The sequence below is a fragment of the Streptomyces sp. WAC06614 genome (assembly GCF_003949795.1).
GTDB lineage: Bacteria > Actinomycetota > Actinomycetes > Streptomycetales > Streptomycetaceae > Streptomyces.
The window spans coordinates 34165-45062 of record NZ_RPRY01000021.1 but is presented as its reverse complement, the minus strand read 5'-3'; the positions used below and the strand labels follow the sequence as shown (position 1 = coordinate 45062).

The following is a 10898-nucleotide window of genomic DNA, read 5'->3' as shown; positions in this document are numbered from 1 at the left end:
ACCCCCGGCCCCGCTGCCCGCACCGGCCCCTTCGGCGCGGACGGGGCGGGCCGGGCCGCCCGCGCCGAAGGGGCCGGTGCGGGCAGCGGGGCCGGGGGTTCCGGGGACGGGGCCGTCGAGGCCTGGCGGGCGGCGTTCCTGCGGATGCCGTACTTGCGGGACGGCCTCGCCCGGATGGGGGTCGTCGCGGAGACCTTCGAGACGGCGGCCACCTGGGACCGGGTCCCGGGGCTGATCGAGGCGGTCCGCAGCGAGGTCGGCGCGGCCGCGCTCAAGGCCACCGGGCACCCCGCGATCGTCAACTGCCGCCTCACGCACGTCTATCCCGACGGAGCGGCGCCCTACTTCACCGTCCTCGCCGCCGGTCGGCCCGGCGACGAGGTCGCGGTGTGGGACGACCTCAAGGCCGTGGCGAACGAGGTCCTGCACCGGCACGGTGCCACGATCACCCACCACCACGCCGTGGGCCGCGACCACCGCCCCGCCTACGACCGCCAGCGCCCCGACCCCTTCGCGCTCGCGCTGCGCGCGGCCAAGGAGGCGCTGGACCCGCACGGGATCCTCAACCCGGGCGTCCTCGTCGGCTGATCCGGCCGGTCAGGCCGGCCCGGCCGGTCACAGCCGGACCAAGGCCTCCGGGGTGAGGGCGGCCAGGGTCGGGTAGCCGTCCACGGCCATGATCAGGTCGGCCTCGGCGAGCAGCGTGCGCAGGACGTGGGTGATGCCGTCGGTGCCGGCCAGGGCGAGCCCGTACGCGTAGGGCCGGCCGACACCCACCGCCGTCGCGCCGAGGGCGAGCGCCTTGACCACGTCGGCCCCGCTGCGCACCCCCGAGTCGAACAGGACGGGCAGGCCGTCGGCGGCCTCCACCACGCCCGGGAGGGCGTCCAGTGCGGGCAGGCCGCCGTCGGCCTGCCGGCCGCCGTGGTTGGAGCAGTAGACGCCGTCGACGCCGCCGTCGCGGGCCCGGCGTACGTCCTCGGGGTGGCAGAGGCCCTTGAGCAGGATCGGCAGGCTGGTCAGCGAGCGCAGCCACGGCAGGTCGTCCCAGGTCAGCGGGTTGCCGAAGAGGCCCACCCACTCCAGGACGGCGCTGCCCGGATCCTCCTCGGGACTCGTGCGCAGCCGCGCGCGGAAGACCGGGTCGGTGAAGTAGTTGGCCAGGCAGTGGCCCCGTAGCTGGGGGAAATTGCCGGTGGCCAGATCGCGGGGGCGCCAGCCGGTGATCCAGGTGTCGAGGGTGACGACGATGCCCCGGAACCCGGCCGCCTCGGCGCGGGCGACGAGGCTGGCGGCGAGGTCGCGGTCGGTGGGGGTGTAGAGCTGGAAGAACCCCGGGGTGCCGCCGAACTCGGCCGCCACCTCCTCCAGCGGGTCGACGCTCAGCGTGGAGGCGATCATCGGCACGCCGGTACGGGCGGCGGCGCGGGCGGTGGCCAGGTCACCGTGGCCGTCCTGTGCGCAGAGTCCTATGACGCCGACGGGCGCCATGAACAGCGGCGAGGGGAGGGTGAGCCCGAACAGGTCCACCGTGAGGTCGCGCCGTGCGGCGCCGGCCATCATCCGCGGGTAGAGGCCCCACCGCTCGAAGGCGCGGACGTTGGCCCGCTGGGTGTGCTCGGCGCCCGCGCCTCCGGCCACGTACGACCACACCGACGGCGGGAGGGCGGCCTCGGCCCTCGCCTCCAGCTCCGTGAAGGCCATCGGCAGGGTGGGTGGCACCCCGCGCAGGCCGTCGAGGTAGATCTCGTTCTGGTAGTCGCCGAAGTGCTGGTTCACGGGTACGCGCCCTTCTCGTGGGTCCCCGGCAGGGGGTTGCGTGCGTGCGCTGCCGGCTCGGAGCGTAGCCGCGCGCGCCGCGCGCGCGTCAAAGCGCCCTTGCGGCCGGGGCGTGTGCGTCGACCGCCACGCATCCGCCCTGGGAGAGTGGCCGTATGACGACGGATCACCGGACGAGCCGCGCCGAGGCCTGTGAAGCGGCGGCCCGGCGCGGCGCCCAATGGCTGACGGCGCGCATCGGCGCCGACGGCTCCTACGGCGAGGACGACCTCGCCTGCTACTACAAGTCCCCCGCGGCCCTGGCCGCCGCGGGCTTCCCCCGGCAGGCGCGGCGCGTGCTGGACTTCACCGAGGGCCGCTTCGCCACCCCGGACGCCGACTTCGTCACCGGCAGCGGCCTCAAGAGCGCCAACCCGGTCTTCCAGGAGTTCTGGTGCTACCCCAACGGCTGGCTGGCCCTGGGCGCGCATCAGCTCGGCCGGTACGGCACCGCCCGGCGCGCCTACGCCCATCTGCTGGGCTATGCCGTCGACGGTTCGGGCGGCTTCGCCCCGCGCCGGGCGGCGCCGGCGGACGCGATCACCACCGCCCACATCGGGCAGGTGGCCCTCACCCTCGGCGACCTGCCCACCGCCCGGGGCGCGGGCGCGTGGCTCGCCTCGCTCCTGCGCGCCCAGCCCGCTCCGCGGTCGCGGTTCCTGCTGCGCGCCGACGCGGGCGGGCCGCTGGCGGACGACGACTCACCGCTGCACGTGCTGACCACCGGCGCGCCGGGGCAGCCGTACTTCATGATCGGGTACCCGATCGCGTTCCTGACCCGGCTGGCCGAGACCACCGGGGACGACGACGTGCTCGCCGCCGCCGTCGGCTACGCCGACTACGCCCTCTCCTGCGGCGAGAACCTGCGCACGACCCTGTTCAGCCACAAGGTCGCCTGGGGCGCGGCCGTCCTGGCGCGCCGTACCGGGGACCCCCGCCACGCGGACCTCGCGGCCGGCACCACCGACCACCTCCTGGCCGCCCAGGCCCCGGACGGCTGCTGGTCGCCGGACGGGCCCGCGCACACCACGTACGACGACACGGCCGAACTCACCCACTGGCTGGTGCGGATCGCGACGGAGCTGCCCGACTGACCCGCCCGCCGGCGCGGTCGTCCCCGCCGGCGCGCCCCCCTCAGGCCAGGCCGCCGAAGATCCCTGCCAGGAGCACGCCCGAGGCGAGGAACACGAGCGTCAGCGTGGCCATGGCGGCCTTCTGCTCCGCCGTCACGTCGGACGGCGGCATCTCCATCGCCGCGTCCCCCGCCGTCGGCGCGGGTGCCGGGAGCGGCTCACCGCCCTCGCCCAGGGCGCGTACGGTGCCCATCCCGTGCTTGAGGTGGTGGGCGACCAGCCAGACGTTCACGGGGTAGGCGAAGGCCAGCCCGGCCAGGACCGCCAGCGAGAACGTCGCCCAGAAGCGGACGTCGGCGACGTCACGGGCGCCCGGCACATGGCTGCGGACGATCACGTTCACCGCCACCATGGCGCCCATCACGCAGTTCATGGACAGCCACTCCGCGAACACCGTCGACCGCACGGCCGCGGCGTAATTGCCGCCGAGCATGTCCCGCATGAACAGCGCCTGGAAGACCAGCAGCCCGAAGCCGAACCCCACCCCGTACTCCAGCAGGGCGTCGGCCCACGGCGGGAGGCCCAGCAGCGACGCGGCGACGGCCGCCACCATGATGCCGGTGGCGTCACCGGCCACACAGTGGATCGTCGAGCCGAGCGCCTGCTTCCACAGCGGCGCGACGAAACGTTCGTGGGTGCCCGGCCGGGGCTCCTTGCAGGAGAGCACGTACAGGGACGCGCCGATCGGGCCGATGTAGAGGGTGACCAGGACCCAGCCCCACTTCATCACCGTGAGTTCGGGGTTCCTGGTGAACGCGTCGACGGCCACGTAGACCGTGGACAGGCCGGCCAGGAAGAACCAGACGTACATGAGCACGTCCGCCGCGCTGCCGCTCATCCCGCCATCATGCGTGCCGATGCCCCGGCCGCAGGGCCGACACACCGTCGCCCGGTCACCTTCCGCAGGCGGCCGGTCACCGGTCGGTGGCCGCCGGGTGGGCGGCGGGGGTCCGGCGTACGCTGGGCGGACCGCCACGCAACGGGAGGTGGCGCGTGACCGATCCGTTCGGCTTCCTCCGGATCCCCCGCGAGGCCGTCCCCGCCCGTCCCGTCGAGGAGAGGCTCGGCGACTGGCGCGAGATCCACGCGGGGCGCATGCTGCTGCCGCTCGTCTCGCGGCAGGCGGGCCGCTGCATGGACTGCGGGATCCCCTTCTGCCACAACGGCTGCCCGCTGGGCAATCTCATCCCGGAGTGGAACGCGTACGCCGCCCGGGGCGACTGGCCGGCCGCGTACGAGCGCCTGCACGCGACCAACAACTTCCCGGAGGTCACCGGACGGCTGTGCCCGGCCCCCTGCGAGGACGCCTGCGTCCTGGCGATCAACGCGGATCCGGTGACCATCAAGAACGTCGAACAGGCGATCGCCGACGAGGGTCTGCGCCTCGGCTACCTGGTGCCCCGGCCGCCGCAGCGGCGCGCGGACACCTCCGTGGCGGTCATAGGGTCGGGACCGGCCGGACTGGCCGCGGCGCAGCAGCTGACGCGGGCCGGCCACCGGGTGACGGTCTACGAGCGGGCCGACCGGCTCGGCGGGCTGCTGCGCTACGGCATCCCCGGCTTCAAGATGGAGAAGGGGCTGCTGACCCACCGGATCGCGCAGATGGCCGCCGAGGGAACGGAGTTCGTCACCGGGGCGGACGTCGGCCACGGCGACGAGGGCGAGGGCGGGAGCACCGGCGCGGGTGGCGGCCGGGTCGATGCCGCCGCGCTGCGGGCCCGGTACGACGCGGTCGTGGTCGCGGTCGGTGCCGGCGAGCACCGGGAGCTGCCGGTCCCCGGCCGGACCCTGGACGGCATCCACCCGGCCATGGACTACCTGACCTGGGCCAACCGGGTCCAGGAGGGCGACTGCGCCGAGTCGCCCCTGTCGGCCCGGGGCCGGCGGGTCGTCGTCGTGGGCGGCGGTGACACCGGTTCCGACTGCCTCGGGACGGCGCTGCGGCAGGGCGCGCTGTCCGTGGTGCAGCTCGACATCAACCCGGAGCCCGGCCCGGAGCGCCCGGCCGAGGATCCCTGGCCGGTGTACCCGAAGGTGTACCGGATCTCGCACGCGCACGAGGAGGCCCGCGGTCGTGCCGGCCGGGACCCCCGGCTGTTCTCCGCCGCCACGCTGCGCTTCGACGGGGACCCGGCCGGCCGGGTACGGGCGCTGCGCCTGACCGCGGTCGAACCGGTGGGCCGTACGCCCGTGGCGGGCACCGCGCAGGTGGTGCCGGCCGACCTGGTCCTGCTGGCCCTCGGCTTCTCGGGCCCGGAGCGGGCCGGCGGCCTGCGGGAGCGGCTGGGGCTCGACCTCGACGAGCGCGGGAACTTCGCCCGGGACGCGGGTTTCGCGGCGGCCGGCGGGCGGGCGCCGGGGGTGTTCGTGGCCGGTGACGCGGGCCGTGGCCAGTCGCTGGTGGTGTGGGCCATCGCCGAGGGCCGCGCGGCCGCCGCGGCCGTGGACCGCCATCTGACCGGCTCCACGTGCCTGCCGGCCCCGGTCGGCGCCCACGACCGGCCCATGTCGGCCCTCGGCAGGATGCGCTACCTCGACTGAGGGCGGCGGCGCAGCGTGAGGAGGCGGGCCGCGGCGAGTTCCTCGTCGGCCGTCCGGTGGGCCGCTTCCACGTACCCGTAGGCGTCGTCGCCGATCGGGATCCTCAACGGGGTGGGGGCGTCGGTGGCGACGATGTCGAGGACCCGGGCCGCGAAGTCCTCGGGGCGGCCGGTCTCCGGGTTCTCCGCGAGGCCGCGGGTGCCGTCCAGGACGTCGCGGGTGGTCGCGTCGTAGGCGGTGGTCCGGTGGCGCGCCTCTGCCAGGGAGGTGCCGTAGCGCGTGGCGAACATGCCCGGTTCGACCACGGTCACACGGATGCCGTGCGCAGCGGCCTCGGCGGCCAGGGATTCGCTCATGCCTTCCAGGGCGTGCTTCCCGGCGACGTAGGCGGCCAGGCCTGGGAACGCCGTCCGGCCCGCCACCGAGGAGACGTTCAGGACGTGGCCGTGGCCCTGGGCCCGCATCAGCGGCAGGACCAGGCGGGTGAGCCGCCAGGGGCCGACGAGCAGGATCTCCAGCTGGTCGCGCAACTCCGTGTCCGAGACCTCCTCGACCGCGCCGAAGAGTCCGACGCCTGCGTTGTTGACCAGGACGTCGATGCCGCCGAGGGTGTCGGCCGCGGTACGGACGGCCGCCTCGCAGGAGGCCTCGTCACGCAGTTCCAGGGGGACCGGGACGATACGGCCGGGCCAGGCCCCGGCCAGCTCGGCCAGGTCCTCGGTCCTGCGGGCGGTGACCACCAGGCGGTCCCCGGCCGCGGCCGCGGCGGTGGCCAGGGCGCGGCCCAGGCCGGAGGAGCATCCTGTGACCAGCCAGCGTCTGCCCATCGTCGCTCCCGTGGTGTCCTCGTGACCGCCCGTGCGGCCGCGGTGCTGACCTGGTTCATGGTCGGGGCGGGGTCGCCCCGGGGTCAGGGTCCTTGCGGGTGCGTGCGCGGGCGCGCGGGGGCACGACCGGGCGCGTGGGGCTGCGACTGCTGGGATGTGCCGGGAGGTGGAAGCCCTCGAAGAGGTCGTCCAGGCCCCGGACGGCCAGGCACGTGGGGGTGGCGCGGACGGTGAGGTCGCGGGCGGCGACCGCGAGCGGGTGGCGCAGGGCCCCGAGGCGGCCGACGCGGCGGGCACGGAGGCGGACGGCGTCGGTGCGGTCGCGGCGGGCGGCGGTGTACGCGGCGAGGGCGGCCGGGACGGCGTCCGGGCCGGCCGGGCCGTCCCCCGCGGGCAGCAGGTGGGCGAGGACGGCCGCGTCCTCGATGGCCTGGCAGCCGCCCTGGCCGAGGTTGGGGGCCATGGCGTGGGCGGCGTCGCCGAGCCAGGCGATCCGGCCGTGGTGCAGGGCGGGCAGGGGGGCGGCGAGGTCGTAGAGGTCGTTCTGGAGGACGTCGCCGGGGGCGAGGCGGTCGACGCGGTCCAGCAGGGCGGGGATCGGGTCGTGCCAGGTGCCGAAGCGGCGCCGCAGGGCGGTGCGGGGGTCGGCGGCCCGGGTGCCGGGCGGTACGGTCGCGGTGGCGTAGAGGTAGTACCGGCCGTCGGAGAGCGGGGTCACCCCGAACCGCCCGCCGCTGCCCCAGGTCTCGCTCATGGCCGGGACCCGCAGGTCCGGTGCGTCCACCAGGGCGCGCCAGGCGGTCTCGCCGAGGTGGTGCAGACCGGGGTGGGCCGGGAAGAACGCCCGCCGCAGGGGGCTGCGGATGCCGTCGGCGGCGACGACCAGATCGGCGGGGCCCACGGGCTCCCCCTGATCCGTCCGGTCCGCCCGGTCCGCGGGTGCCGAGGGGTCGTCCCGGCCGGTCGTCGTACGGACGGTGGGACGGCCCGTCGCGTCGTCCACCGCCGTCACGGTGGTGCCGTGGCGCACGGTGCCCGGCGGCAGGGCCGCGGCCAGGGCCGCGGTGAAGGCGGGCCGCGGTACGGCGATCGGGGGCACGCCGTAGCGGGCCGCCATGTCCGCCGTGGCCATGCGCGTGAGCCACCGGCCGTCGCTGCGGCGCACGCCCATCGTGGCGGGCACGGCCCGGCCGACGGCGTAGGCGGCGTCGGTCCCGATGGCGTCGAGGGCGCGCAGGGCGTTGGGGGCCAGGCCGATGCCGGCGCCGGTGGTGGGGGGTTCGGGGGCGCGTTCGCAGACGGTGACGCGCCAGCCGCGGCGGTGCAGCGCGACTGCGGCCGTGAGCCCTCCGATCCCGGCACCCACCACCACCGCGTGACGTTCCGTCATCGCACCGCCCCTCCGCCCGGACCGCGCGGCCGCCCCCTGCGGCGGCCGCCGCGGCGTCACTCTACCGAGGTGCCCGGCTCAGCAGCCGTAGGTGATGTTGATCTCCACGACGCCGGCGCCGAGACCGAAGGTCTGCCCCGGGCGGAGCTTGTCGACGAAGCCGCTCGCGTACTTCAGGTACACGCAGTCCTCGTGGCGCGCGTTGGTCACCCAGCGGGCCGTGCGGGTCTTGGCGCTCGTGGTCTGCCAGCCGGTGTCCTTGTACATGGTGAGGATGTTCTCGTTGCCGTCGAGGAAGCAGACGTACGGCCAGGGGCAGGTCTGCGCGGCCGCGGCCGGCGTGGTGGTGACGGCCGTCAGACCGGTGGCGGCGAGGACGCCTGCCAGGGCGACGGAAGCGAACGTGAGGTTTCGGGGCATGGCAAAGCCGCCTGTTCTGCGGGGAGTCGGGGGAGCCCTTTCGCCGTGCGCGCGAGGAGGGCGTGAAGATCATATGCGAATCGGCCGTCCGGCTCGATCCGTTCGGTGCCTCCCCTGTCAGACCCTCGGGTCGGCCTTCCAGTCCTGGGCCAGGAGTCCGAGCAGCACCTCGTCGAGGAACTCGCCCAGCACCCAGGCAGAGGAACGCAGCACGCCCTCGCGGACGAAGCCGTTGCGCTCGGCGGAGCGCAGCATTGCGGTGTTGTCCGCCAGGGTCTCGATCTGCAGGCGGTGCAGGCCGCGTACGACGAAGCCGTAGTGGCACAGCACCGCCACCACGTCGGTGCCGTAGCCCTTGCCGCGGGCGGACGGCAGCAGGCCCAGGCCGATGTGCGCGCACCGGTTGTGGGTGTCGATGCCCCACAGCGTCGCGGTGCCGATCAGGGTGCCGCCCTCCAGCTCCACCACGGAGAACGGGACGCTGCGCTGCTCCTTGTCGTCCACGACGAGCCGCGGGTCCTTCGAGCCGGGCGTGACCGGCCGCCACGGGCCGCTCTCGGACCGCGAACCGTTGACCACGTCGTCGTAGAGCTCGGTGCGCAGGACCGGGATGTCGTCCTCGTGCCGGGCCCGGAGCCCGACCGTGGTTCCTCTCAGCATGCGAGCTTCCTATCCGGCCGGCCCGGGCCGCGGCAATCGAATATCCGGTGGGGCGGGCGGCGCCCCGTGCCGGGGCCCTGACCTCGGCGGGGGTCCCGTCCGCCCCCTCGGCCTCCTGTCCCCCACGTGTCGCGGGTTTCGGCCTACTAGGCTCGACCCGGCGCCCCGATGACCAAGGAGGACCCCATGAGCCGCGCCGGCGAAGGCCTGGAGCAACTGGACGCGGTCAGCGTCCTGAACGCGAAGACCACGCTCGTCCAGCTCCTCGGCCGGGCGGGCCTGCACTCCGACGACGCGGAGGAGCTGATCGGGCTCGTCGAGGCCGGCGCGCTGGCCGGCGCGCACGCGGGGATCGCGGGCACCGCCGGGAGCGCGCCGGACGGGAAGGGCGAGCTGTACACGGCCGGCTGGCTCGACGGGGCGGGGGCCGTCACCGAGGCGCTCGGCGTTCTCGCCGGGCGGGCGCTGCGCGAGGTCCTGGGCGAGGACCGGGCGGCCGGGGAGCCGGAGGCGCGGCGGCCCGTCGGGCGGATGGACCTGGAGCGGGCGAAGGTGGCCGTGCTGCGGTCGTACCTGTCGTTCACCGAGGTCTCCGACCTCGACCCGGAGGTCTCCGAACAGGTGCTCACCGCGGTCCTCGGCACGATGGGCGCCAGGGAGCGGGCCGGGTACGCGGGACGTCTGGACGCGTTCGCCACCGAGCACCGCGCCCGCCTGGAACGGCTGTACGCGGAGTACGGGCCGGGCAGCGCCACCGCGATCCACGGCCGCTACTCCCTGCTGCACTCCCCCACCAGCGTCGCGGTGCTGGAGCGCCTCGACGCGGTGGGGGCGCAGCTGCGGGAGGAATGGGACGCCGCCGAGCTGCCGCCCGCCTGGCTGGAGGGGCTGGCGACGGCCTGGGCGGCGTCGGGCTGATCCGGCTCCCGCTACGGGGCCGGCTGCTGCTGGGTGACGCAGTGGATGCCGCCCCCGCCGGTGCCCAGCCGGTCGATGTCGAGCCGTTCGACCACTCGGCCGGGGAAGAGGCGGGTGAGGGTGGCGACGGCCGCGCCGTCGGCACGGGTGTCGCCGAAGTGGGCCGAGATCACGGCGCCGTTGCACACGTAGTAGTTGGCGTAGGAGGCGAGGAAGTTCGGGTCGGCCGAGCGGATCCTGTAGTAGTCGGGGCCCTGGAGCTTGTCGGCCGTGATGCGGGCGCCGCTCGCCGTGGTGGCGGTGGAGAGGATCTGGTACTGCTGCCGGGCGTCCTTGGCGTACACGTCGGTGTCCGTGGACAGCGGCATCTGGACGAGGGCCCTGCCGGGCGCGAGGAAGCGGGACGTGGCGTCGACGTGGTCGTCGGTGATGTCCTGGCCGCGGACGCCGTCGAACCAGATGACCTTCGAGGCCCCGTACGCGGTGCGCAGGGCGGCCTCGATCTGCGCCTCGGACTTCCCGGGGTTGCGGTTGGCGTTGACCAGGCTGCTGCGGGTGGCCATGAGGGTGCCCGCGCCGTCCTGCTCGACGGCCCCGCCCTCACCGACCAGGCCGGCGGTGCTGAACGGGACCCCGGCGTAGGCGGCGATCCGGCCCGCGACCAGGGCGTCCTTGGCATGGGTCTGCCGGTTGCCCCAGCCGTTGAAGTTCAGGCCGACCGCGTCGAGGCCGCCCGCGCCGTCGGTGCGGAAGACCGGGCCGGTGTCGCGCATCCAGCAGTCGTCGACGGGGATCGAGGTGAGGACGGTGACCGTCGGGCCGCACAGCGAGCGGGCCCGGGCGGCACCGGCGGAGTTGGCGCACAGGTACACCGGCTCGTACTTGGCGATGGTGCGGGCGATCAGGGCGATGTCGGACTGGACCCCGGAGAGCTTGCCGCCCCAGATGGCGGTGCTGTCCGGCCAGGCCATCCAGGTGCGGGTGTGGCGGACGTCCTCGATCGGCACCCGGAAGGTGCCCGCGGCGGTGACCGGGCGGGCCACGGCCCGGGCCGGGGTCCCGGCCGCCGCGAGGGCGGCCCCGGCCGCGGTGAGGCCGGCCGCGGCCAGGAAGCCGCGCCGGTCGATCCCGGCGCGGGGCCGGTCGTTCGCGTGCTCGTCCATGAGGGGTCTCCTTCGATGCTCCGACTCC

The 10898-nt window shown here is 75.3% G+C and carries 11 protein-coding genes; 4 read left to right on the top strand and 7 right to left on the bottom strand.

What is annotated here, in order from left to right:
* On the top strand, positions 1-588 hold a 588-nt coding region (locus EF918_RS05035), incomplete at its 5' end, for an FAD-linked oxidase C-terminal domain-containing protein (protein ID WP_312847810.1).
* Between the two features lie 27 nt (positions 589-615).
* Here EF918_RS05035 and EF918_RS05030 read toward each other — a convergent pair.
* Positions 616-1779, bottom strand: coding sequence for an alpha-hydroxy-acid oxidizing protein (locus EF918_RS05030; RefSeq protein ID WP_125641364.1), 1164 nt, complete (start codon positions 1777-1779; stop codon positions 616-618).
* 155 nt (positions 1780-1934) lie between these two features.
* Between EF918_RS05030 and EF918_RS05025 the strand changes: the two genes are divergently transcribed.
* Complete coding sequence (locus EF918_RS05025) at positions 1935-2912, top strand: hypothetical protein (protein WP_125641361.1); 978 nt, start codon at positions 1935-1937, stop codon at positions 2910-2912.
* 40 nt (positions 2913-2952) lie between these two features.
* Here the strand turns inward: EF918_RS05025 and EF918_RS05020 are convergent, their stop codons facing one another.
* The gene (locus EF918_RS05020) at positions 2953-3789 is read right to left on the bottom strand and encodes a DUF4396 domain-containing protein (protein WP_125641359.1); all 837 of its coding nucleotides are present in this window, start codon (positions 3787-3789) and stop codon (positions 2953-2955) included.
* 155 nt (positions 3790-3944) lie between these two features.
* Here EF918_RS05020 and EF918_RS05015 point away from each other — a divergent pair, with 155 nt between their 5' ends.
* A complete protein-coding gene (locus tag EF918_RS05015) occupies positions 3945-5492 on the top strand; it encodes a glutamate synthase subunit beta (RefSeq protein ID WP_125641357.1) in 1548 nt (515 codons plus the stop codon).
* Here the strand turns inward: EF918_RS05015 and EF918_RS05010 are convergent.
* The 4 genes from EF918_RS05010 to EF918_RS04995 form a co-directional block, all read right to left on the bottom strand.
* Positions 5480-6319, bottom strand: a complete 840-nt coding sequence (locus EF918_RS05010; protein WP_125641355.1) for an SDR family oxidoreductase — start codon at positions 6317-6319, stop codon at positions 5480-5482. The two genes, EF918_RS05015 and EF918_RS05010, sit on opposite strands and share 13 nt — an antisense overlap.
* 55 nt (positions 6320-6374) lie before the next feature.
* The gene (locus tag EF918_RS05005; RefSeq protein ID WP_125641352.1) at positions 6375-7709 is read right to left on the bottom strand and encodes an FAD-dependent oxidoreductase; all 1335 of its coding nucleotides are present in this window, start codon (positions 7707-7709) and stop codon (positions 6375-6377) included.
* 78 nt (positions 7710-7787) lie between these two features.
* Entirely contained in the window at positions 7788-8129 is a 342-nt protein-coding gene (locus EF918_RS05000) for a hypothetical protein (protein ID WP_125641348.1), read from the bottom strand.
* A gap of 117 nt (positions 8130-8246) precedes the next feature.
* Complete coding sequence (locus tag EF918_RS04995; RefSeq protein WP_125641345.1) at positions 8247-8789, bottom strand: GNAT family N-acetyltransferase; 543 nt, start codon at positions 8787-8789, stop codon at positions 8247-8249.
* 186 nt (positions 8790-8975) lie between these two features.
* Between EF918_RS04995 and EF918_RS04990 the strand changes: the two genes are divergently transcribed.
* Positions 8976-9707: a hypothetical protein gene (locus EF918_RS04990; protein ID WP_125641342.1), complete on the top strand. Its 732-nt coding sequence runs from the start codon at positions 8976-8978 to the stop codon at positions 9705-9707.
* An 11-nt stretch (positions 9708-9718) separates the two neighbouring features.
* Here the strand turns inward: EF918_RS04990 and EF918_RS04985 are convergent, their stop codons facing one another.
* Positions 9719-10870: an agmatine/peptidylarginine deiminase gene (locus tag EF918_RS04985; protein ID WP_125641339.1), complete on the bottom strand. Its 1152-nt coding sequence runs from the start codon at positions 10868-10870 to the stop codon at positions 9719-9721.
* Positions 10871-10898: the final 28 nt, after the last annotated feature.

Coding starts and splice junctions, on each gene's coding strand:
- EF918_RS05025 (WP_125641361.1), top strand. CDS start 1,935: ATGACGACGGATCACCGGACGAGCCGCGCCGAGGCCTGTGAAGCGGCG.
- EF918_RS05020 (WP_125641359.1), bottom strand. CDS start 3,789: ATGAGCGGCAGCGCGGCGGACGTGCTCATGTACGTCTGGTTCTTCCTG.
- EF918_RS05010 (WP_125641355.1), bottom strand. CDS start 6,319: ATGGGCAGACGCTGGCTGGTCACAGGATGCTCCTCCGGCCTGGGCCGC.
- EF918_RS05005 (WP_125641352.1), bottom strand. CDS start 7,709: ATGACGGAACGTCACGCGGTGGTGGTGGGTGCCGGGATCGGAGGGCTC.
- EF918_RS05000 (WP_125641348.1), bottom strand. CDS start 8,129: ATGCCCCGAAACCTCACGTTCGCTTCCGTCGCCCTGGCAGGCGTCCTC.
- EF918_RS04995 (WP_125641345.1), bottom strand. CDS start 8,789: ATGCTGAGAGGAACCACGGTCGGGCTCCGGGCCCGGCACGAGGACGAC.
- EF918_RS04990 (WP_125641342.1), top strand. CDS start 8,976: ATGAGCCGCGCCGGCGAAGGCCTGGAGCAACTGGACGCGGTCAGCGTC.
- EF918_RS04985 (WP_125641339.1), bottom strand. CDS start 10,870: ATGGACGAGCACGCGAACGACCGGCCCCGCGCCGGGATCGACCGGCGC.